Annotated in this window: 25 protein-coding genes; 17 read left to right on the forward strand and 8 right to left on the reverse strand. The window is 74.2% G+C overall.

Annotated elements, in window-relative coordinates:
- Positions 1 to 103 precede the first annotated feature (103 nt).
- On the forward strand, positions 104 to 349 hold the full coding sequence (locus V1L54_RS25010) for a hypothetical protein (protein WP_330120385.1): 246 nt from the start codon (positions 104 to 106) through the stop codon (positions 347 to 349).
- A gap of 24 nt (positions 350 to 373) precedes the next feature.
- Here the strand turns inward: V1L54_RS25010 and mshD are convergent, their stop codons facing one another.
- Positions 374 to 1285: a mycothiol synthase gene (mshD, locus tag V1L54_RS25015; RefSeq protein ID WP_330120386.1), complete on the reverse strand. Its 912-nt coding sequence runs from the start codon at positions 1283 to 1285 to the stop codon at positions 374 to 376.
- 138 nt (positions 1286 to 1423) lie between these two features.
- Between mshD and V1L54_RS25020 the strand changes: the two genes are divergently transcribed.
- The 3 genes from V1L54_RS25020 to V1L54_RS25030 all read left to right on the forward strand — a co-directional run bounded on the left by V1L54_RS25020 (position 1424) and on the right by V1L54_RS25030 (position 4617).
- Positions 1424 to 3271, forward strand: coding sequence for a bifunctional metallophosphatase/5'-nucleotidase (locus tag V1L54_RS25020; RefSeq protein ID WP_330120387.1), 1848 nt, complete (start codon positions 1424 to 1426; stop codon positions 3269 to 3271).
- Between the two features lie 73 nt (positions 3272 to 3344).
- Positions 3345 to 3917 (forward strand): hypothetical protein, encoded by a 573-nt coding sequence (locus tag V1L54_RS25025; protein ID WP_330120388.1) that lies wholly within the window; start codon positions 3345 to 3347, stop codon positions 3915 to 3917.
- Positions 3918 to 4047: 130 nt separating this feature from the next.
- The gene (locus V1L54_RS25030) at positions 4048 to 4617 is read left to right on the forward strand and encodes a hypothetical protein (protein WP_330120389.1); all 570 of its coding nucleotides are present in this window, start codon (positions 4048 to 4050) and stop codon (positions 4615 to 4617) included.
- Between the two features lie 12 nt (positions 4618 to 4629).
- Here V1L54_RS25030 and V1L54_RS25035 read toward each other — a convergent pair whose 3' ends face one another.
- Positions 4630 to 5334, reverse strand: coding sequence for a hypothetical protein (locus V1L54_RS25035; RefSeq protein WP_330120390.1), 705 nt, complete (start codon positions 5332 to 5334; stop codon positions 4630 to 4632).
- Between the two features lie 359 nt (positions 5335 to 5693).
- On the opposite strand from V1L54_RS25035, the gene V1L54_RS25040 reads away from it, so the two are divergent.
- Entirely contained in the window at positions 5694 to 6236 is a 543-nt protein-coding gene (locus tag V1L54_RS25040; RefSeq protein WP_330120391.1) for a hypothetical protein, read from the forward strand.
- A gap of 68 nt (positions 6237 to 6304) precedes the next feature.
- Positions 6305 to 6754, forward strand: a complete 450-nt coding sequence (locus tag V1L54_RS25045) for a hypothetical protein (RefSeq protein WP_330120392.1) — start codon at positions 6305 to 6307, stop codon at positions 6752 to 6754.
- Between the two features lie 51 nt (positions 6755 to 6805).
- On the opposite strand, the gene V1L54_RS25050 is transcribed toward V1L54_RS25045, so the two are convergent.
- From V1L54_RS25050 to V1L54_RS25070, 5 genes are all read right to left on the reverse strand, one after another.
- Positions 6806 to 8272: a sensor histidine kinase gene (locus V1L54_RS25050; RefSeq protein WP_330120393.1), complete on the reverse strand. Its 1467-nt coding sequence runs from the start codon at positions 8270 to 8272 to the stop codon at positions 6806 to 6808.
- 23 nt (positions 8273 to 8295) lie between these two features.
- A complete protein-coding gene (locus V1L54_RS25055; protein WP_330120394.1) occupies positions 8296 to 9033 on the reverse strand; it encodes a response regulator transcription factor in 738 nt (245 codons plus the stop codon).
- 22 nt (positions 9034 to 9055) lie between these two features.
- On the reverse strand, positions 9056 to 10060 hold the full coding sequence (locus V1L54_RS25060; protein WP_330120395.1) for a S1C family serine protease: 1005 nt from the start codon (positions 10058 to 10060) through the stop codon (positions 9056 to 9058).
- A 71-nt stretch (positions 10061 to 10131) separates the two neighbouring features.
- The gene (locus V1L54_RS25065) at positions 10132 to 11157 is read right to left on the reverse strand and encodes a LacI family DNA-binding transcriptional regulator (RefSeq protein WP_330120396.1); all 1026 of its coding nucleotides are present in this window, start codon (positions 11155 to 11157) and stop codon (positions 10132 to 10134) included.
- Between the two features lie 134 nt (positions 11158 to 11291).
- Entirely contained in the window at positions 11292 to 12134 is an 843-nt protein-coding gene (locus tag V1L54_RS25070) for a response regulator transcription factor (RefSeq protein WP_330120397.1), read from the reverse strand.
- Positions 12135 to 12265: 131 nt separating this feature from the next.
- Between V1L54_RS25070 and V1L54_RS25075 the strand changes: the two genes are divergently transcribed.
- From V1L54_RS25075 to V1L54_RS25100, 6 genes are all read left to right on the forward strand, one after another.
- A complete protein-coding gene (locus V1L54_RS25075) occupies positions 12266 to 13267 on the forward strand; it encodes an alpha/beta hydrolase (protein ID WP_330120398.1) in 1002 nt (333 codons plus the stop codon).
- On the forward strand, positions 13242 to 13547 hold the full coding sequence (locus tag V1L54_RS25080) for a MoaD/ThiS family protein (protein ID WP_503676906.1): 306 nt from the start codon (positions 13242 to 13244) through the stop codon (positions 13545 to 13547). Before V1L54_RS25075 ends, V1L54_RS25080 begins: the two co-directional genes overlap by 26 nt.
- Entirely contained in the window at positions 13544 to 14569 is a 1026-nt protein-coding gene (locus tag V1L54_RS25085; protein ID WP_330120400.1) for a hypothetical protein, read from the forward strand. The genes V1L54_RS25080 and V1L54_RS25085 overlap by 4 nt, the downstream gene beginning before the upstream one ends.
- A gap of 154 nt (positions 14570 to 14723) precedes the next feature.
- Positions 14724 to 15410, forward strand: coding sequence for an LmeA family phospholipid-binding protein (locus V1L54_RS25090; protein WP_330120401.1), 687 nt, complete (start codon positions 14724 to 14726; stop codon positions 15408 to 15410).
- A 495-nt stretch (positions 15411 to 15905) separates the two neighbouring features.
- Positions 15906 to 16748, forward strand: coding sequence for a sulfurtransferase (locus V1L54_RS25095; protein WP_330120402.1), 843 nt, complete (start codon positions 15906 to 15908; stop codon positions 16746 to 16748).
- 57 nt (positions 16749 to 16805) lie between these two features.
- Positions 16806 to 17093 carry a DUF1416 domain-containing protein gene (locus V1L54_RS25100; protein ID WP_330120403.1) on the forward strand — a complete coding sequence of 96 codons (288 nt, stop codon included), beginning with the start codon at positions 16806 to 16808 and terminating at the stop codon, positions 17091 to 17093.
- A 114-nt stretch (positions 17094 to 17207) separates the two neighbouring features.
- Here the strand turns inward: V1L54_RS25100 and V1L54_RS25105 are convergent, their stop codons facing one another.
- Positions 17208 to 17579 carry a DsrE family protein gene (locus V1L54_RS25105; protein WP_330120479.1) on the reverse strand — a complete coding sequence of 124 codons (372 nt, stop codon included), beginning with the start codon at positions 17577 to 17579 and terminating at the stop codon, positions 17208 to 17210.
- Positions 17580 to 17707: 128 nt separating this feature from the next.
- On the opposite strand from V1L54_RS25105, the gene V1L54_RS25110 reads away from it, so the two are divergent.
- The 5 genes from V1L54_RS25110 (at position 17708) to V1L54_RS25130 (ending at position 21701) form a co-directional block, all read left to right on the forward strand.
- Positions 17708 to 18541: a hypothetical protein gene (locus V1L54_RS25110; protein ID WP_330120404.1), complete on the forward strand. Its 834-nt coding sequence runs from the start codon at positions 17708 to 17710 to the stop codon at positions 18539 to 18541.
- Positions 18538 to 19311: a hypothetical protein gene (locus V1L54_RS25115; RefSeq protein ID WP_330120405.1), complete on the forward strand. Its 774-nt coding sequence runs from the start codon at positions 18538 to 18540 to the stop codon at positions 19309 to 19311. Before V1L54_RS25110 ends, V1L54_RS25115 begins: the two co-directional genes overlap by 4 nt.
- Entirely contained in the window at positions 19308 to 20288 is a 981-nt protein-coding gene (locus tag V1L54_RS25120; RefSeq protein WP_330120406.1) for a hypothetical protein, read from the forward strand. The genes V1L54_RS25115 and V1L54_RS25120 overlap by 4 nt, the downstream gene beginning before the upstream one ends.
- 305 nt (positions 20289 to 20593) lie before the next feature.
- Positions 20594 to 21157: a heme-binding beta-barrel domain-containing protein gene (locus V1L54_RS25125; protein WP_100202030.1), complete on the forward strand. Its 564-nt coding sequence runs from the start codon at positions 20594 to 20596 to the stop codon at positions 21155 to 21157.
- Between the two features lie 43 nt (positions 21158 to 21200).
- Complete coding sequence (locus V1L54_RS25130) at positions 21201 to 21701, forward strand: Fur family transcriptional regulator (protein ID WP_330120407.1); 501 nt, start codon at positions 21201 to 21203, stop codon at positions 21699 to 21701.
- The last annotated feature ends 3 nt before the right edge of the window (positions 21702 to 21704 follow it).

Raw genomic sequence — 21704 nt, forward strand, 5'->3', positions numbered from 1 at the left:
GCCGGAGGTGGCCGGAAGGTGACCGGGCGCGTTCCGGCCGTACTCCGGGGCGCCGGAGTGGCGGCCTGGACGCGCGCCGCGCGGGGCCGGAGGCGTCCACCGCATGCTGTTGCTGGCGGAGTTGCCGAGCGCGTTCCTGCCCAGCGAGGTCCGCGGCGGCCGGGCCTGCGTGCTGCACGCCGTGCTGATGTCCGTGACCGCCGCGCTGGTCCTCCTCTCTCTGCGGCGGGTCTTCGGCGGGTCCCGGGGAACGGCCCTGCCGTGGGCGGCGGGCCCGGCGGCGTGTGTGGCCGCCGGGTACGCGGTGGCCTGGCCCGCCGTCAGGCGCAGGTGGACGCGCCCCCGGTGACGCCGGACCCCGGCGGGAGCCCGGTCAGAGCTCCGTGCGGTACATCAGGTCCACCTCGTGAACCTGGAAGCCGAGCCGCTCGTAGACCGTCACGGCGGCCTTGTTGTCGGCGTCCACGTACAGCATCGCCGTCGGCAGGCCCCGGTCCCGATCCAGGTAGCGCAGGCCCGTCAGGGTCAGTGCCCGGCCCAGGCCGCCGCCCTGGGCGCCGGGGACGACACCCACGACGTAGACCTCGCCGAGCTGTTCGGCGCTGTGGACCTTGGTCCAGTGGAAGCCGACGATCCGCTCGTCCTCCCCCTCCCCCCGCACGGCGAGGAAGAAGCCCTTGGGGTCGAACCACGGCTCGGCCTTGCGGTCGTCCAGGTCGCGCCGGGTCATGCCGCCCTGTTCGGGGTGGTGGGCGAAGGCGGCGGCGTTGGCGGCAAGCCAGGCGGCTTCGTCCCGCCCGGGGACGAAGGTGCGCAGCCGCACCCCCTGCGGCAGTACCGGCTCCGGCAGTTCCGGGCCGCCGGTCAGCGGGCGGCGCATCTGCCGCAGTTCGCGGAAGAGGGTCAGGCCGAGCATGCGGGCCAGGTGCCGGGCGGCCGGGTGGCCGCCGTGCGCCCACACCCGCAGCCGCCGGCCCGACGCCTGGAGCAGCGCGCGGCCGAGTTCGTGGCCGTACCCCTTGCGCCGGTGGTCGGGGTGGACGACGAGTTCCCCGGCCGGGGCCTCCACCGGATCGGTGTCCTCCAACTGGCCGTATCCGACCAGTTCGCCCTGCTCCCACAGCAGCAGGTGCCGTACGCCCGGCCGCCGGGCGCCGCGGAGCTGGAGCCGCCCCTGCTCGGAGACGGCCGACTGGCCGTCCACCGCCGCCGCCGCGTCGATCAGCGCCTGAGCGTCCCGCACGACCTCGGCCGACAACTCGTCCACAACCACCACGTCGCTCATGGGGACAGCCTACGCAGCATCGAAACCTCCTGGTTACCCGTGGAACGGTGACACGCTACGCGCGTTGACCTAGGCTGCCGCCCGTATGCGGCCGATAAGGTCAACTCTCGGTCCTGACAAGGGAACAGAAGGGGACAGATGGTGTCCACTCCATCCAGGCGGTCCGCCCTCTCCCGCAGACTCACCGCCACCGCGGCGGGTCTGCTGACGGTCGGCACGCTCGCCGCCGCCATGCCCGCCGCGCAGGCCGCGCCGGAGACGGCGCCCCGGCAGACGGCGCAGGCGCACGGCGGCAAGCACGACCGGCACGACCGGCACCACGGCCGCACCGTCGACCTCCAGGTGCTCGCCCTCAACGACTTCCACGGCAACCTGGAGCCCCCCACCGGCTCCGGCGGCCGGGTCACCCACGAGCACCCGGACGGCACCACCGAGGACATCACCGCGGGCGGCGCCGAGTACCTGGCCACCGCCCTGCGCGAGGCGCGCGAGGGCCACCCCCGCTCGGTGACGGTCGCCGCCGGCGACATGGTGGGCGCCAGCCCGCTGCTGTCCGGCCTGTTCCACGACGAGCCCACCATCGAGGCGCTGAACGCGATGGACATGGACGTCGTGGGCGTCGGCAACCACGAGTTCGACGAGGGCGCGGCCGAGCTGCTGCGGCTCCAGAAGGGCGGTTGCCACCCCGAGGACGGCTGCTACGCCGACGGCCGGGTCTTCGAGGGCGCCGACTACCCGATCCTCGCGGCCAACGTCGTCGACGAGAAGACCGGCAGGCCGCTGCTCGCGCCCTACACCGTCAAGAAGTTCAAGGGCGTCAAGGTCGGTTTCATCGGCGTGACCCTGGAGGGCACCCCGAACATCGTCACGGCCGAGGGCATCAAGGGCCTGAAGTTCCTCGACGAGGTCGAGACGATCGACCGGTACACCAAGGAACTGAAGCGCAAGGGCGTCAACGCCGTCATCGCGCTGGTCCACGAGGGCGGCTTCCCGGCCTCCCCCGCGTACAACAATGACTGCGGCGCGGACGGCGGCAACCTCTCCGGCCCGATCGCGGAGATCGCCCGCAACACCGACGCGGGCGTGGACGCGCTGATCACCGGCCACACCCACCAGCCGTACGTCTGCTCCGTCCCCGACCCCAGGGGCAACGACCGCCTGGTCACCTCCGCCGCCTCCAACGGCCGGCTCTTCACCGAGCTGACCATGGAGTACGACCGCCGCACCCGGGACATCGTGCGGGCCTCGGTCGAGGGCTCCAACCGCGTCGTGGACCGCGAGCGGAAGAAGGCCGCCGACATCACCGAACTGCTGGAGTTCTGGCAGACACTGGCCGCGCCCGTCGCGAACCGGCCCATCGGCTGGATCGCCGAGGACATCCTCAGCAACCGCGCCACCGGCGAGCCCGTCTTCCCGCTGGGCGAGCTGATCGCCGACGCGCAGCTCGCCCACGCCAGGGAGCTGGACCCGGGGACCGACCTGGCCCTGATGAACCCCGGCGGGGTGCGCGCCGACCTGACCTACGCGGCCTCCGGCGGCGAGGGCGACGGCGTGGTGACGTACGCCGAGGGCTTCACCGTCCAGCCGTTCTCCAACACCGTCAACGTCCTCACCCTCAGCGGCGAGCAGCTGCTGACGGTGCTGCGCGAGCAGGTCAGCGGCGCGAACGAGGCGTCCCCGAAGATCCTGCAGGTCTCCGGGGGCTTCACCTACACCCTCGACCTGACCAGGTCGGGCGCCGACCGGATCGTCGCCGACTCGGTGCGGCTGAACGGCGAGCCGATCGACCCGTCGGCCTCCTACCGCGTCGCGGTGAACTCCTTCCTGGCGGGCGGCGGCGACGGCCTGGCCACCCTGGCGGAGGGCACCGAGCCGCTGGTGGGCGGTGACGACCTGGCGGCCCTGTCGGACTACCTGACCGCCAACTCCTCCGCCGCCGACCCGATCGAGGCCCCGGCGGCGGACCGGATCACCGTCGTCCGGTGAGCCCCGCCACCGGCTGACACCCGCGCCGCGGGCCCTTCCCCCGGGCCCGCGGCGCTCCTCCGGAACGTGGATCATGAGCAACGACGACACCCCGGGTGACGCGCCCGGCAGTCCATCCGGCGACGCACCCGGCAGCACGCCCGACGACCACGAGCCCGTCTTCGTCCGCAGTCCGTGGGGGACGAACCGCTACGTCTGCAACCCGCGCAACCCCGCGGGCATGACGCTCATCGTGCTCTCCCTGTGCCTCGCCGCCGGTTTCCTCCACCACCTGAGCGACAGTTCCGCGTGGACCGAGGACGAACTGCGCGAAGCCGCCCACGAGGCCACCGGTGTCCTGGCGGAGGAACCGCACTCCTTCCCCTCCCACCTCGGACACGCGGAGTGGCTGGAGGAACGGGTCGAGGAGGCCGTCGACGAGGCCGGCGGGCTGAACGTCGCCCCCGGGCTGCGCGTCGAGCCCGCGGAGCAGTTCGGCCACCACCGGATCACCACCACCGACACGAGAGCCGTCTTCTGCCTGCGTGTCGAGCTGTCCGCCGCCGACCCGGAGGAGGACTCCGACGCCGGGCACGGCACGGTGTCCGGCGAGCGGCCCGTCCCGCGCTACGACCTGACGGCCACGGCCGCCGAGGGCGGCTGCTGAATCGGCCGGCCGTCGGCACGGGGAGCCGAAGTCCGGGGTGGCCAACTCCTGTATGGCGCAAGCTTCTTGACACCCGGATCGGCGGACCGGTTGGGTCGTGGGCGAGTGCCATGCCACCGGGGAGGATTCGATGGGTTCGACGAAGCGTACGAAGCGGCGGATCGCGTCCGTACTGGCCGCCGGGTGCGCGGCGGGGCTGATTCCCGCCGCGACGGCCGCCGCCGACAGCCCGGCACCCGCACCGGCGCCGGTCCGGGGAGCGGCCCCGGAGCCGTGGGAGCCGTACGTCGACCAGGGGTTCACCGCACCCGCCGGCTACACCTGCGCGTTCCCGCTGAAGGCGACCCCGCTGGAGCAGGACATGGTCAAGCGGGTGCTGGAGCGCCACCCCGGCGGCGCCGTCAAGCGCGAGGAGTACAAGGGCCCGCTGGTGGTCGAGTACGAGAACACCGACACCGGCGCCACCGTCGTCCGCGACGTCGGCGGGCACGGCTTCCCCGAGTACCGGGCCGACGGACGGCTCAAGCGGTATCTGGCCGTCGGCCCGGTGGGCTTCGGGATGCGGGACGGGGACGACTTCCCCAAGGGCTTCTGGATCGTCGACGGCGTCCATGTGGCGGAGTTCGCCGAGGACGGCACCCGCGGCTTCTCGGTCCGGATGGGCCCGGAGGAGAACGTCTGCGCGGCCCTGGACGGCTGACCCCGGCGGGCGCTACTGCGGTGACCAGCGGACCAGCGTCGCCGTGAACTCGCTGTCGTCGGCACCGCGCGCGTTGACCGAGACGACCTTGATCAGCGCCGCGGTCCCCCGGTGGGCCAGCAGGCAGTAGCGGTCGCCGGCCGTGAGCGACGACTTCTCCACGCTCTCCTGCCGGGCGATCTCCGAGCACCGCTCGGGGCCGGGGTCGGCATCCCCGCCGGGCACCACGCCCAGGGTGGCCGTGGAGTCGGGCACGAGGTACGCCCCCGCCCTCCCCGCTCCGACGACCGAGAGCTCGGCTCCCCCGCTCAGGTTGGAGTTGTGCGGATCCCCGTCCTGGTCGAGGTCCGTGTGCCTGCCGAAGGTGAAGCCGTCGTTCCACGTCACCACCCAGCCGGGATCGTTGGAGGCGGAAGCGGTCGGCTCGGGCTCCGACGGTCGCGTCGACTCCACCGGCTCCGCCGGCGGCTTCCCGTCCACCACGGGATCGGCCTCCGGCGACGGCGCCGCGGTGGAGGCGTCGCCCTTGCCACCGGGGAAGACGTTGACGACCTCGTAGGACGTGGCCGCCGAGCCCCCGAGGAATCCCACGACCAGCGCGGCGGTCACCCCCGCCCAGGCCGCCGCCTCGGGAGACCACAGCACCCGCAGGAACCTTCTGACACGCCCCGGGGAACCGGACGGACGGGTGGTCTGCGGTGGGTTCGGTGTCGACATGTGAGCTCCCTCCCGTAACGGAAGGTGAGCTTCCCACCAGAAGGCACATCTCATCGCAGATGACAGGAACTGGATTTTCCCGCACAGACCGGCTCGTCGGTCTGTGTACACCCGGTCGCTTTCTTCCTTCTCTCTTTCTGTTCCCTCTGTTTCCGGTGCCGGGCGGGCAGCGGGCCGGGTGCCCGCCACCCGGGTGGAGATCCGGCCCCCGGCGGAGTGGGAGGCCGTGTCCGCGGCATGGCCGGGCGCCGCGTCCGGAATGCTCTTCGCGTCGGTTCGCCGGGTTGCCGGTTTAGCGGCCCTGGTGTCCGCTCACTCGGGACGCGCGGGACCGCCGTGCGTCGAGAGGAACTGAGGACATGCGCTCCAGTGGGAGGTGCCACCGGCTGCGGACAACCGCGGCTCTGCCGTTCGTGCTGGTCTCCGTCGTGGCCGGTGCCGCCGCGCTGACCGGCTGCGGCGAGGACGAGTCGCCCGCTCCCGAGGCGTCCGTGCACGTCGGGGGCGCGCAGGGCGAGGGGGACGGGTACGACTTCGTCTACGGGGACCTGGCGGAGGCCGAGTTCTGGAACGACGTCACCACCTGGACGGGCCGGCGGATCACTCTCACGACCGAGGTCGGCGAGGTCCTCGGCGGCAACGCCTTCACCGTCGCCCGCGCCGATCCGGAGAACAGGGAGACCAGGGGCGACGTCAGAAGCCTGCTGGTCGTCTCCGCGGACACCACCCGGGTGGCGGAGGGCGACACCGTACGGGTCACCGGCACCGTCCGGGAGGGCTTCGTTCCCGAGGAGGTGGCGGACGGGCTCGGTGTGGACTGGAACGAGGACGCCTTCACCGACTGGGAGCAGGAGCACTACGTGGTCGCCTCCTCCGTCGACACCTCCGCCGAGCTGGGATGAGGGGCCGCGTCCCGCGCGGCGAGGTCCGCCCGCGGAACCCGGAAGCGAGAGGACGACAGGAGACGCCCATGCGACACGCCCCAGGCATTCCGCACCGGCGCCGGTCGGCGGCGCTGCTCGCCCTGCTGCTCGCGCTCCCCGGACTGGCGGGGTGCGGCGGGAACGGCGCCGAGGGCATCACCGAGGTGCACGAGGCGTTCGAGGACGGGAACGCCGAATCCGTGGTCGGGGAGGAGCGGACGGTCGAGGGCCGGGTCCACGACGTCGTCTCGCCCTGGGCCTTCACCGTCGGCGGGAACGAGCCCAGCGACATCGAGCCGCTGCTGGTCGTCGAGGGGGACATGCCGGCCGTGGACCAGGACGACCCGGTCCGTGTCACGGGCGTCGTGCGCGAGTTCGAGATCGCCGGGGTCGAGGAGGAGCTCGGCGTGGAGCTTTCGGACACGCTGTACGAGCAGTACGAGGGAGAGCCCTACATCAGGGCCCGGAGCATCGCCGAGGACGTGGAGCTGGACTGAGCCGCCGAGCTGCGTCCGGAGCCGCTCCGGCCCCCGCCTCCGGCCTCCGGTTCAGTCCGGCAGATCCGGCAGATCCGGCGGGGGCACGGGGGCGCCGGGCAGGCGCAGGACGGCCTCGGTGCCACCGCCCTCGGCCGGGCGCAGCGCGATCTCGCCGCCGCTGCGGCGCACCGTGCGGGCCACGATGGACAGGCCCAGCCCGGAGCCGGGCAGGCTGCGGGCGGACGGGGAGCGCCAGAAGCGGTCGAAGACGAAGGGCAGTTCGTCCTGCGGGATGCCCGGCCCCTCGTCGCGCACCCGCAGGACGCCGTCGGCCAGGACCACCTCGACCGTCCCGCCGGGCGGGGAGAACTTCACGGCGTTGTCCAGCAGGTTGACCACCGCCCGTTCCAGGGCGGCGGGTTCGGCCCGCACGTACCAGGGCGACAGTTCGCGGGTGAGGGTCAGGCCCGTGCCGCGCAGCCGGGCGCGTTCGACGGCGCGATCGGCGATCTCGTGCAGGCCGACGACCTCCGCCTGCCCGCCCGCGGGGGCGGCGTCGGGGCGGGAGAGCTCCTGCAGGTCGCCGACGAGGGAGGCGAGTTCGGTGAGCTGGGCCCGTACGGACTCCAGCAGCTCCCGGCGGTCCTCGGGCGGCAGCGGGCGGCCGGTCCGCTCGCTGCGCGCCAGCAGGTCGATGTTGGTGCGCAGGGAGGTCAGCGGGGTGCGCAGCTCGTGTCCGGCGTCGGCGACGATCTGCTGCTGGAGGTCACGGGAGACGGCCAGGGCGGCGGTCATGGAGTTGAAGGAGCGCGAGAGCCGGGCGACCTCGTCGTTCCCCTCCACCGGGATGCGCACGGCCAGGTCCTCGGTGCGGGCGACGTGCTCGACGGCCTCGGTGAGCCGGTCCACCGGCCGCAGCCCGGCGCGGGCGAGCAGGACGCCGGCGCCCGCCGCGCCGAGCACCCCGGCGGCGGCGACCAGGCCGAGGACGAGGGCGAGGGTGTCCAGGGTGGCGTCCACCTCGTCCAGCGGGCGGGAGACGGTCAGGGCGGCGTCCGTGCCCCGCAGCGGGGTGGTGAGCACCCGGTACTCGGCGCCGCCCGCGGTGACGGTGTGCAGGGCCTCCTCGCGCTCGCCGCCGGCCACCGCCACGTCGGCGGAGCCGACCGGCAGCGGCTGGTTGCCGAAGACCATGCAGCTGTCGCCGTCGCGGTCCACGAGCTGCACGGTGGAGCGGAAGGGGTTGGGCACCTCCTCCCGCCGCTCCTCGGGCACCGCCCGGCACTGGCCCGCCTGCACGAGGTCGACGACGAGGCTGTCGGGGACCCGGTTGGCGCGCAGGGCGTCGTCCAGGGAGTCGACCAGCTGGTCGCGGACCAGGAACCAGGCCACCGTGGCGCAGGCCGCCACCGCTATCGCCACGGCCACCGCGACCAGCAGGGCCAGCCGCGAGCGCAGCGGCAGGGCGTTGAGCCGGCCGGTGCGGCCCGTGCGGCCGGTCACCGGTACGGGGTGCGGGTCCCTGGCGTCCGTCATGTCCCTCGTGTTCCTCGCGTCCGTCAGTCCTTCAGCACGTAGCCGACGCCGCGCACGGTGTGCACCAGCCGCGGCTCGCCGCCGGCCTCGGTCTTGCGGCGCAGGTACATCACGTACACGTCCAGGGAGTTGGAGGTGGGCTCGAAGTCGAAGCCCCAGACGGTCCGGAGGATCTGTTCGCGGGTCAGCACCTGGCGCGGATGCGCCAGGAACATCTCCAGCAGCGTGAACTCCGTCCGGGTCAGCTCCACCGGCCGCCCGCCGCGGGTCACCTCGCGGGTGGCGAGGTCCATCCGCAGATCGGCGAAGGTCAGCACCTCGGGGTCCGCCGCGCCCTCGGCACCGGCCCGCTCCCGGGCGTAGGAGCTGCGGCGCAGCAGGGCGCGGACCCGGGCCAGCAACTCGTCCAGCTCGAACGGCTTGACCAGGTAGTCGTCCGCGCCCGCGTCCAGACCGGTGACCCGGTCGCCCACGGTGTCCCGGGCGGTGAGCATCAGGACGGGCACCGTCTCGCCGTTCGCGCGCAGCCGCCGGGCGGCGGTCAGCCCGTCCATCCGCGGCATCAGCACGTCCAGGACCACCAGGTCGGGCCGGTGCGCCGCCACCCGTTCCAGGGCCTGGAGGCCGTCGGCGGCCAGGTCGGTGTCGTAGCCCTCGAAGGCCAGGCTGCGGCGCAGGGCCTCCCGTACGTCCGGCTCGTCGTCGACGATCAGCACACGGGCGGGCGGGGCGGGGTCGGCCGGGTGGTGGGGAGGAGCCATGGACGCGAGTGTCGCACTCCCGTCAGCCACCGGCACGCAGGTCGTCGAGGATCTTCTTCACCTCGTCGACCGGCACCGCGAAGCCCAGGCCGACGCTGCCCGCCTTGCCCCCGGTGGCGGCGGCGTTGTTGTGGATCGCGGAGTTGATGCCGACGACCGTGCCGTCCATGGCGACCAGCGGGCCTCCGGAGTTGCCGGGGTTGAGGGAGGCGTCGGTCTGGATGGCCCGGTAGGTGGTGGTCTCGGGGCCGACCTCGCCGTTGTACCGGCCGCCGTCGAACTCGAAGGGCCATTCCCCGTCGGAGCGCGGCCGGCCGCCGTCGCCGTCCTCCCGCGCCACGGTGACCTCGCGGTCCTTGGCGGAGACGATGCCGCTGGTGACCGTGCCCGACAGGCCCTCGGGCGAGCCGAACGCCACGACCCGGTCGCCGATGCGGACCGCGTCGGAGTCGCCCAGTTCGGCGGGCGTCAGCCCGTCGGGAAGGTCCGTGCCGTCCACCTTCAGCAGGGCCATGTCGAGGTCGGGCTCGGTGCCGACGAGCTCGGCGGGGGCGGTGCTGCCGTCGGCGAAGGTCACCTCGATCCCGGTGGCACCGGAGACGACGTGGTTGTTGGTGAGGATCTCGCCCTCCTCGGAGATCACCACTCCGGAGCCGGTCCCGGAGCCGGAGCGGGAGGTGGCGCCGATCTCCACGACGCTCGGACCGACGGCCTTCACCACGTCCGCGACGCTCGCGCCGGAGTCGGCGGAGGTGTTCGTCCCGGGGACCGCCGGGGAGGCGGCAGAGGTGCCGGAGCCGTCGCCGTACGCCTCGCCCACCAGGGTGGCCGTACCGCCGCCGACCACCGCGGAGACGATCGCCACGGCCGTCAGCAGCGCGGCCGGACGGCGGGCACGGCCGCGGGCACGGGGCGCGGGCGGGACGGCGGTGGCGGTGGCGGCGGGCTCGTACGAGGGGCGGGGCGGGTACGCGTACGCCGGCTCCGGTGCGTGATCCGTCGCGGGGTTCGTCTCGTGTTCGCTCATACCGGCGACTGTGCGCGCCCGGGATGAGAACTCCATGAGGACCGGCTGAGACCCGCCGAAGAATCCGCCGCTTACGTCCCGCACCCGCAGGAGCGCCGCACCACCAGGCCCGCGGGGAACTGGCGCACCCGTTCGCGCCGCGAGCCCGTCACCCGCACCCCGTCGTCCAGCACCAGGTCCACCGCGGCCCGCGCCATCGCCTCGCGGTCCGAGCCGACCGTGGTCAGCGGCGGGTCGGTCAGGCCCGCCTCCTTGACGTCGTCGAAACCGGCCACCGCCAGCTCGCCGGGCACGTCGACGCCCAGTTCGCGGGCGGCCCGCAGCACGCCGATGGCCTGGTCGTCGGTGGCGCACACCAGCGCGGACGGCCGGTCGGGGCCGCTGAGCAGGCCGAGCGCGATGCGGTAGGTGTCGTAGCGGTTGTAGGGGGCCTGGAAGAGCAGTCCCTCGGTGGAGCGGCCCGCCTCCTTCATCGCCCGGCGCCAGCCCTCGACGTGGTCGGTCACCGGGTCGCCGTAGGCGGGGGTGGTCTCCACACCGCCCAGGCAGGCCACGTGCTCGTGCCCGTGCTCCAGCAGGTGGCGGGTGACCATCTGCGCCCCGCCGACGTCGTCGAGGACGACGGCCACGTCGTCGATCGCCTCGGGCCGCCGGTGCAGCAGCACCACCCGCGCGTCCCAGGCGTCGATCTCGGCGGCGGCGCGCTCGCTGGGGCCCTGGCTGATCAGGATGAGGCCCGAGACGCGCATGCCGAGGAAGGCGCGCAGATAGTGGACCTCGCGCTCGTCGAGGTAGTCGGAGTTGCCGACGAGCACCATCTTGCCGCGGTCGGCGGCGGCCTGTTCGACCGCGTGCGCCATCTCCGCGAAGAAGGGCTGCCGGGCGTCGGGGACGATCAGCCCTATCAGGTCGGTGCGCCGCGAGGCCATCGCCTGCGCGACCCGGTCGGGCCGGTACCCCAGCTCCTTGATCGCCGCGAGCACCCGTTCCCGGGTCGCCGGGGCGACCGGTCTCGGGCCGTTGTTGATCACATAGCTGACGACCGCGGTCGACGTACCCGCCAGCCGCGCCACATCGTCCCGCGTCACCTTTGCCACGGGCGCAGTCTACGCGCGAAGTGTCGGCTATCTCCCCGGTGAGCGGCCCGGTGGACGGCCAGCTTGACGGCCTGGTGAGCGGCGGTGGCCTGGTCCGCCCCCGCCGCCCGGGCGGCGGGGGCGGCCGGGGCCCGCTACCGCCGGCCGCCGGTGCCGCCCGCCGGGCCCCGCACCGCTTCCCGGGCCACCTTCTCGGCGGCCTCCGCGACCGCTCCGCCCTCCTCGTCCGCCTTCTTCCCCGCCTCGGCGGACCCCTTCTTCCCCGGGGCGCTCTCCGTGCTCTTCTCCGGGCTCTTCTCCGGGCCCTTCTCCGGGAGGACGAAGCGGTAGCCGACGTTGCGCACGGTGCCGATCAGCGACTCGTGCTCGGGGCCGAGCTTGGCCCGCAGCCGCCGTACGTGGACGTCGACGGTGCGGGTGCCGCCGAAGTAGTCGTAGCCCCACACCTCCTGGAGGAGCTGGGCGCGGGTGAAGACCCGGCCGGGGTGCTGCGCCAGGTACTTCAGCAGCTCGAACTCCTTGAAGGTCAGATCCAGCACCCGGCCCTTGAGCTTGGCGCTGTAGGTGGCCTCGTCCACCGACAGGTCGCCGGTGCGGATCTCCATCGGGCTGTCCTCGCCCGCGATCTGCTGGCGCCCGGTGGCCAGCCGCAGCCGGGCCTCGACCTCCGCCGGTCCGGCGGTGTCCAGCAGGACGTCGTCGACGCCCCACTCGGCGGTGACGGCGGCCAGGCCGCCCTCGGTGACCACCAGGATCAGCGGGCAGCCGGGCCCGGTGGAGCGCAGCAGCTGGCACAGGGACCGCACCTGCGGCAGGTCGCGGCGGCCGTCGACGAGGATGACGTCGGCTCCGGGGGTGTCCACCAGGGCGGGGCCCTCGGCCGGTGCCACCCTGACGTTGTGCAGGAGCAGGCCGAGCGCGGGCAGGACCTCGGTCGATGGCTGGAGTGCGTTGGTGAGTAGGAGTAGCGAGCTCATGACGGCGAGTTCCTTTCCCCGGGCCCCGTGGGGACGTGTCTCGGCACTGCTTCGTACGGCGCTCCCAGAAAGCACGAAAGGACCCGGGGGCGTCGCTGCCCGGATCCTTCTGGTCATCGAGAATATCCCACATGGTCGAGCACGCGGAGGGGTCCGGAAAGCTTTTCCGTACCGATGTCGTCACTGTGGGTGGTTCCGGTGCGCCGGAACGGCCCCCGGCACGGGCCGTCGCGCGGACCCGGCTGCGGGCCGCCGACGGGGTGGGCATCGAGGCGGAACACCGGCCGTACGCAGGGGTGATCACCGGCGGCGGGACGGAAGCGGAGGAAGCGGCTCCGGCGCGGCTCGCGATCGTCGTCGCCCATGGCTTCACCGGTTCGCTGGACCGGCCGGCGGTGCGACGAGTGTCACAGGCGCTCGCCCGCCACGCGGCCGTGGTCACGTTCTCCTTCCGGGGGCACGGCCGCTCCGGGGGCCGGTCCACGGTCGGCGACCGGGAGGTGCTGGACTTGGCGGCGGCGGTGCGCTGGGCGCGTTCACTGGGGTACCGCCGGGTGGCGACGGTGGGCTTCTCCATGGGCGGCTCGGTGGCGGTGCGGCACGCGGCACTGTTCCGGGCGGAGGACGGCGGCGCGGAGGACGGCGGGACGGGCGGCGGGGGTCACGCGGCGCATGAGGCGTATCCGGGTGGTGCGGACGCGCACACCGACGCGGTCGTCGCCGTGAGCGCCCCCGCGCGCTGGTACTACCGGGGCACCCCGGCCATGCGCCGGGTGCACTGGGCGATACAGCACCCCCTGGGCCGGCTGGTCTCCCGCCACTGGCTGCGCACCCGTGTCCACCACCGCGACTGGGACCCGGTGCCGCTCTCCCCGGTGCGGGCCGCCCCGCTGATCGCCCCGGTGCCGCTGCTGGTGGTGCACGGCGACCGGGACGCCTACTTCCCGCTGGACCACCCCCGCTCACTGGCCGCCGCGGCGGACCCGGCCCACACCGAACTGTGGATCGAGCACGGCTTCGGCCACGCCGAGAACGCCGCGCCGCCCGGGTTGCTGGACCGCATCGGTTCCTGGGCGACGGCACGTGCCGGCCGGCCGGCACGCCATGATGGGGGCGGCACGACGGACGGCTGAGAGGGACACCACCATGCCGAGCGGCATGATCCGCTACTGGGCCGCGGCCAAGGCCGCCGCCGGGATCACCGAGGAGAGATACGAGGCCCACACCCTCGCCGAGGCGCTCACCGCGGCGCGCGAGCGGCACACCGACCGGCCGGAGTTCGACCGGGTGCTGCGGCGCTGCTCGTTCCTGGTGGACGGCGCACCGGTCGGCAGGCGCGACCACGCGCTCGTCCGGCTGACCGAGGGCGGCACCGTCGAGGTGCTCCCCCCCTTCGCGGGAGGCTCACGATGACCGACCAGTGGTATCCCGACCCCGCCGGCTGCCCCGGCCCCGGACACCCGGGGCAGCCGCACCCCGGCCCCGGCCGGCGGCACCCGCTGCCGCACCAGCAGCGGTACCGGCCCGAGGACGACTTCCCGTACGCCCCGGCCGCCGGCGCGTACGACGGCCCCGGCGCGTACGGGGAACCGGGCGAGCCGCCGGCCGCGTCCACCGCCACCCCGGGCGCTCCCGGCGGTACCCCCGCCCCCGGAGCCGGAGCCGGGGGCGGCTCCGGCTCCGGGGATGCCGCCGCGCCGCGCCGCACCGGCGACCCGATCATCGCGCCGGGCCTGCTGCCCGCCGCCCTGACCGCCGTCCTGGCGGTGCTGCTCGCCCTCGCCGCCACGGCCTCCCGGCCGGTGCTGGCCGTCCCGGTGCTGCTGCTCCAGGCGGTCACCGCCGCGGGCTGGTACCGGCTCAACGGGATGTGGCCCGCCCGGCAGGGCATCGCGCTGGCGTTCCTGGGCGGTGTCACCGCCGACGTCGCGCTGCTGGCCACCGGCGGCGAGCACGGGCCGGCCGCCGTCGTCGGCACGCTCGGCGTCTGGTGCGTGCTGGCCGTCACCGCGCACCTGCGCAACACCAGCTCCCCCGACGAGCGCCTGTACGCCCTCACCGCCGCCATCGCCTCCAGCGCCCTGGCCGTGCTCGGCGCCGGTCTGCTGGCCGCCGAGCCCGACGCGGTGACGGTCGGCGCCCTGGGGGTGGCCGCCGCCGCGCTCGTCCGGGCGCTGCCGCTGCCGTCGGCGGTCTCCGTCGTGGCCGCGCTCCTGGCCGCGGCGGGCGCGGGCACGGCGGCCGCGCGGCTCGTCCCGCCGGACGCCTCCTCGGGTGCGCTCCTGGGTCTGGCCGCCGGGGTGTGCGCGCTGATCGGGCTGCGGGTGGCCAGCTACGACTTCCCCTCCCGCTTCGTCCACATGACGGCCGGGGTGGCGCTGCCGCTGACCGCCGCCGTCCCGGCGGTGTACCTGCTCGGCAGGGCGCTGGGATAGCCCCGTCCGGCCCGGGGCCGGGGGGCCGGGTTAGGCTCCCCGGAACCCGTTCGGCCCCTGCCCGCGTCGATCCGTCAGGTCGACCCGTTCCACATCAGTCCGACCAGGCCGATCGGCCCCGACCGGCCCGGCCACCCCTGGGGGGATCCTCACGATGCGCGCACTGCGAGTCCTGCTGATACTCACGGTCCTCCTCGGCGGACTGTTCGTCGGCGCCGACCGGCTCGCGGTCGGTCTCGCCGAGGACAAGATCGCGGAGCGGATCAGATCCTCCCGGGGGCTGGAGCAGAACCCCTCCGTGCAGATCAACGGCTTCCCCTTCCTGACCCAGGTGGTGGGCAAGGAACTGGACTCGGTCGACGCCTCCATGGACGGGCTGACCGTCCGGGTCGGCGACCGTTCCGTGGAGGTCACCGAGGTCGACGTGAAGCTGCGCGACGTGCGGCTGGAGAACAACCTCTCGACGGCGGTGGCCGGCCGGGCCACCGGCACCGCGCGGATCGGCTACGCGGATCTGACCGCGGCGGGCACGGAGGGCGTCACCGCGGCGTACGCCGGGCCGGAGCGGGCCGCCGAGAACCAGGTCAGGATCGACGTGGACATCCCCGTGGCGCAGGTCACCCTCTACAGCGCGGCGAGCGTGCGGGGCGGCGACACCATAGCGCTGCGCGCCGAGAACATCCCCGAGATCCCCGTGGCGGAGAACCTCATACGGGGCCGGGTGGACCACGAGCTGAAGATCACCGGGCTGCCGGAGGGGCTGCGGCTGGAGAAGCTGACCATGGCGGAGGACGGCGTCACACTGCACCTCTCCGGCAGCGAGGTGAACCTGGCGGGCTGACGGCGGGTCCGGCGGCGGCCGGCCGGAGCGGGCCGGCCGGACCGGGCGCAGCCGTCCAGCAGTCGAGACGGCCGCGTCCGTACGACAGAAGACACCGGGGAGGCGCCGACGGGGGCGCCGCACAGGCGTACGGACCGGGTTCGGAGTTCGGCCGAAATCTCACCTGTCGGACGATCGCGTCTCGTGATACGGAACGACGGTGGCACTTCCGCCCTTCCGTCCCTACGATCGGGCCCATGACGCGACAGGCGGATCTCACCAAGCGACGGGCAGTCGACCTGTGCCGTGTCGCCGCCATGCTCTGTCGCACCGTCCTCTGACGGCTGCCCCGGTGCCCCCGCCGCGCCCGGCGCGCGGTCCGCGGCCCGCACCGCCGTCCCGCCGCGCGCCCCGCGGCCACCGGCGCCGTACACACCCCGGACGCCCGCGCGCCGCGCACGCCCGCCCGCACATCCACCGCTCATCCTTGAAGCACCCGCCCTCCGGAGGAGACACATGAGCCGCAGTGACGTCCTGGTGGACGCCGACTGGGTCGAGGCCCACATCGACGACCCCAAGGTGGTCATCGTCGAGGTCGACGAGGACACCTCGGCCTACGAGAAGAACCACATCAAGAACGCCGTCCGGATCGACTGGAAGACCGAGCTCCAGGACCCGGTGCGGCGCGACTTCGTCGACCAGGCGGGCTTCGAGAAGCTGCTGTCCGAGAAGGGCATCTCCAACGACGACACCGTCGTCCTCTACGGCGGCAACAACAACTGGTTCGCGGCCTACGCCTACTGGTACTTCAAGCTCTACGGCCACCAGGACGTGAAGCTCCTCGACGGCGGCCGCAAGAAGTGGGAACTGGACGCCCGCGAGCTGGTCTCCGAGGTGCCCTCCCGCCCGCGGACCGAGTACAGGGCCAAGGAGCAGGACACCTCCATCCGCGCCTTCCGCGACGAGGTCATCGACGCGATCGGCAAGAAGAACCTGGTGGACGTCCGCTCCCCCGACGAGTTCAGCGGCAAGCTGCTCGCCCCGGCCCACCTGCCGCAGGAGCAGTCGCAGCGCCCCGGCCACATCCCGTCCTCGCGCAACATCCCGTGGTCGAAGAACGCCAACGACGACGGCACCTTCAAGTCCGACGAGGAGCTGAAGGCCCTCTACGAGGAGGCGGGTGTCGACCTCTCCCGGGACACCATCGCCCTGTGCCGCATCGGTGAGCGCTCCTCCCTCACCTGGTTCGTGCTCCGCGAGCTGCTGGGCCAGGAGAACGTCAAGAACTACGACGGCTCCTGGACCGAGTACGGCTCGCTGGTCGGCGTGCCGATCGAGCTCGGCCCCGGCGACAACTGAGCCGCCCGGCCGGTCCACTCCCCCACTCACCGATCTCACAGAGAAGAGACCGAAGACATGTGCGGAGCACAGCCTGGCGGGCCGGACGCCGCCACCATCAAGCCGGGTGAGACGACGATCCAGGGCCAGGTGACCCGCGGCGGCGAGCCCGTCACCGGGTACGTCCGCCTCCTGGACAGCACCGGCGAGTTCACGGCGGAGGTGCCGACCTCCGCCACCGGCCAGTTCCGCTTCTACGCCGCCGAGGGCACCTGGACGCTGCGCGCCCTGGTGCCCGGCGCCACCGCGGACCGCACCGTCGTCGCCCAGAAGGGCGGCGTGGCGGAGGTCGCCATCACGGTGTGACCGCCGTGCCGTGACCGCGGCGGTGGCGCGCGGGAACGAACGGGTGAGGGCCGCGTCCCGGAGGTGTCCGACCTCCGGGACGCGGCCCTCGTCCTGTTCCGCCGTTCTGCCGTCTCAGTAGACGAGCGCCCGCACGTCCTCGCCCATGACCTCGCTGACGAAGACCTGCGCCCCGGCGATGCGGACGCCCTCGAGCACGTCCTTCTCCTCGATGCCGCGCCGCGCCGCGCACTGCGTGCACAGGGTGATCCGCCCGCCCGCCAGGATGCCCTCGATCAGCTCGGGAAGCGGCGCGGCGTGCGGCAGTTCGAACTCCGCCGCCCGCCCCGGCAGCGCGAACCACGCCGACTCCCCGGTCAGCCAGAGCGAGACCTCCACCCCGCTGGCCGCGGCCACCGCCGCCACCGTGAACGCCTGCGAGCAGCGTTCGGGGGCGTCCGCCCCGGCCGTCACCTTGATCACGAGCTTCCCCGGCGTACCTGCCATACCTGCCATGCCGCCACGGTAGCCCGTGGCCCGGCGGCCCGTGACGCGGTCCGGTTCGAAGCGGTGGGGTCCGTCCGTCCCGGCCGCATACTGGTGCACCGAACCGACGGCGACGCGAGGAGGCGACCGTGCCGGTGTTCCCGCCGGAGGACGGGACCGGGGTCCCGGAGCCCGGCTCCCCGCCCCCGCCCTCGTATCCGTACCGCCGCCGCGGACCCGGCGGCGGATTCCCCGGCGGGCTCGGCCCCCGTGCGCTCCTGCTGCTCGGCTGCGCCGCCCTGCTCGGCACCGCCGGCGGCGTCGCCACCGGCTACACCGTCCAGGCCGGCCGCGCCCCCACCCCGCTGCCGCCGCTCTCCCAGGCCGGACTGTCCCACCCCGGCGAGCCGTCGGCGAAGGAGAGCGCACCCGCGCCGCTCACCGCCGAGGAGGACCGGCGGGTGCGGACGGAGGGCGACCTGCGCGAGCTGCTCCTCGACACCCCCGGCGGCGCCCGGGACGCCGATCCGCCGTTCGCCGAGGACGGCTGGGCCTTCGTCCCCGGGTACGTCGCCGGCCACGAGGATCCCGGGGACGCCCTCCAGGAACTGCTCGGCGCGGACATCCGCCGCATCGCGGTCGCCTCCTGGGAGGAGGACGGCCGCCGCACCGTGGACATCGCCCTGCTGCAGTTCCACGGCGTCCGGTGGCACTCGGCCCGCGGCTACGCCGCGCACCAGCGGGCCCTGATGCACGGGGCGGCGGGCACGGGCGACGGCGGCGGAGCGCTGCGGAACTCGGGCAACGGCCGCTACCAGATCTTCGACGAGCCCCTCCGGGCCCCGGGCCGGGAGCCCCGGTACCGGGCCCGGGCCGTCGCGCAGCGCGGCGACCTCGTGCTGGACATCCGGATCCACGACACCGGGCCGGTCCGCGAACGGGACATCGCCTCGCTGGCCGAGCGGCAGCTGGAGCGACTGTGAACGCGGCGCGCACCGGCGGTGGTTCCGGCCGCGGTTCCGGCCGCGGACCGCGCCGCCGGGCCGGTGTCCTGGCCGCCGCCGCGGTGCTCGGCGCGACGGGCGGCGCACTGGCGTACACCGCGCACCTGGTGGCGGACGCCGACCGCGCCGCCCCCACCCGCATCTGGCACGGCCCGGACGAGGACCACCGGGCGGACGGCCCCGTACCCCGGCCCGTCCCCGGGCCGGGCAACTGGCTGATACAGCCCGAGCTCGTCGGCTTCGACCCGGGCCCGGACATCGCGGGCCGCCACCACACCCTCCGGGCGAGCGGCGGGACGGCCCCGGAGCTGATGGCGGAGAGCGGCGCGGGCCTGCCCGCCGGGGAGCGCCGCGCGTACCGCCGCCTCCTGGGGCGGCTGGACATCCGCGCGGCGGAGGCGCGTTCGTACACCCTGCCGGGGGACAACCTCACCGTCACGCTCCATCTCGCCCGGCTGGAGAGGGACGGGGCCGCCCGGCGGATCGCCGCCTTCCGGTCCGCCCTGGACGGGGCGTTCTCGGACTTCCCCGAGTACCCGTACACCGTCGGCACCGAGGGCCCCGGTTGCCGGCAACCGCCCGCGGCCGGCGGAAGCGGTCTGCCGGCGCTGGTCTGCACGGCCCACCACGGCGATCTGCTGCTGTTCCTGCGGGCGGACGGCACCGGGCCGTCCGCGGCGCTGGTGGAGGCCGTCGGGCTGCTGGTGATCCAGCTCGAACGGCTGGGCTCCCCGGGCGGTGACGCATGACGGGCTCCTCGATCGGCGAGCCGGAGTGGGTCCCGGACCCGGACGGGCAGCCGCGGCCGGACCCGTGGGGCGGGCCGGGGCGGGACACCGGCTTCCACGCGCCCGAGCTCCTCGACCCGGACGCGCCGCCGCCCCGCCGCCTCCCGCGGCTGCCGGGGCTGCCGGGGCTGCCGGGGCTGCCGGGGCTGCCGGAGACGTTCGTCCTCCCGCCCCGGCTGCGGCGGGCCGTCCGGCTCTGGGGCGCGGTCGCCGCCGTCTTCGCCGTGTTCCTGGCCGGCACCGCGTACGGCATCCTGCGGCTGGAGCGCGGCGACGTACCGGGCCTGGCCACCGAGGACGACGGCCGCTGGGACTTCCCGGCGCTCGCCCTGCCCGCCCTCCCCTCCGGCTCGCTGCCCCCGTTCGCACCGGACAACCCGGCCCGGATCCACCACGCCGACCTGCGCGAGCTGCTGCTCCCGGCCCCCGAGGGCACGGCGGACGGATCACCGGACCCGGACGGCGACTGGATCACCGTCGAGGAGCACACCCGGATCCACTCGGCGGCGGCGGGCGAGAGGCTGCGGCGGCGGCTGCTGGACGACGCCGTCCGGCACATCGCCGCACGCGGCTGGACCATGCCCGACGGCACCCGCACCGACATCCGCCTGCTGCGGTTCAACACGGCGGCGATCGCGACCGCCTTCCACACCGACCTGCTGGCCGGCTCCCCCGCGCCGGGCACCTCCCTCCACTGGGGACCGCGGCTGACCCCCGACCGCGGCGGGCCGTCCGACGCCGGGCCGGACGGGGTCGAGGTGAGCGTCCACACCGACGAGCGGCCGCACGGCAGGACGACGCGCCTGGCGTACCTGCTCGCCGGGGACACCGTGGGCGTCGTCGTGCAGACCGCGAGGGGCGCCGGGGCCGGGGAACCGCCCCCGGCGGAGGTGCCCTTCCGGCAGACGGTGGTCCTCCAGGCCCAGCTCCTGGGCTGAGACCCGGCCGCCCGCCCGGCGGCCCGCTCCGGCGGGCGGCACACCTCACAGCGCCGCCCGTGACCGGCCCACTAGACTCGGGCGGAGGGCCGCCCACCGGCCGCCCGCCCGTACGACGCCACCGAGGAGCCCTCCCGTGCTTGAGGCATTCTTCATCGCCCTGCTGATCCTGGCCTTCGCGGCCGTCACCGGGTTCATGGCGCTGACCGTGAAGAAGCTCTTCGACGGCCAGCGCTGACCCGCCACCCGTCCCCGCCGCCCGCACCGTCCCCGCCGTCCGCCCCCGACAGATCGTCTGAGCAGCCATGATCGAGATTCCGTCCGACCTCCACCGGGACCTCGTCCCCCTCGCGTTCCTCCTGGGTGACTGGGCGGGTGCCGGGGTCGCCGACTTCCCCGGGCGCGAGCAGTGCAACTTCGGCCAGGAGGTCACCTTCTCCCACGACGGCCGGGACTTCCTGGAGTACGTCTCGCACAGCTGGGAGCTGGACGACAAGGGCGAGAAGGTCCGCCCGCTGGAGACCGAGAGCGGCTACTGGCGGATCGACTCCGAGCGCAGGGTCGAGGCCGTCATGATCCGCGACCGGGGCGTCGCCGAGGTCTGGTACGGCGAACTGGCCGACCAGAAGCCCCAGATCGACCTGGCCACGGACGCCGTCGCCCGGCTCTCCTCCTCCGGCCCGTACACCGGCGGCAAGCGGCTGTACGGCTACGTCAAGGGCGACCTGATGTGGGTCGGCGAGATGGCCACCCCCGAGACGCCGCTGCGCCCGTACATGTCGGCCCATCTGAAGAAGGTCGTCGACCCCAGCGAGTGGGCCAGGGACCTCAAGGACCTCCCGGACGACGGGATCGCCTTCTTCCGCTGACGGCACCGGCCGCACCGGCGGCGCCCTCCTTACACTGGGCCGTGTGGTGAGCACCGACTGGCAGAGCGACCTCCGCAGACGCGGCTACCGGCTGACGCCGCAGCGCCAGCTCGTGCTGGAGGCCGTGGACAAGCTGGAGCACTCCACCCCGGACGACATCCTCGCCGAGGTGCGGCGCACCGCGGGCGGCGTGAACATCTCCACCGTCTACCGCACCCTGGAACTGCTGGAGGAGCTGGGGCTGGTCAGCCACGCCCATCTGGGCCACGGCGCGCCCACGTACCACCTCGCCGACCGGCACGACCACATGCACCTGGTGTGCCGGGACTGCACGGAGGTGATCGAGGCCGACATCTCGCTGGCCGCCGAGTTCACCGGCCGGCTGCGGGAGAGGTTCGGCTTCGACACCGACATGAAGCACTTCGCGATCTTCGGCCGTTGCCGGGACTGCGCGGAGAAGCGCGCGCACGACACCGGTGCCGGTCCCGGCGGCGGCGCCGGCGCCGGCGCCGGCGGGGGAAGCGCGGCCGACGGGGAGTCGTAGGCT

The organism is Streptomyces rubellus (assembly GCF_036323805.1).
Classification (GTDB): Bacteria; Actinomycetota; Actinomycetes; order Streptomycetales; family Streptomycetaceae; genus Streptomyces.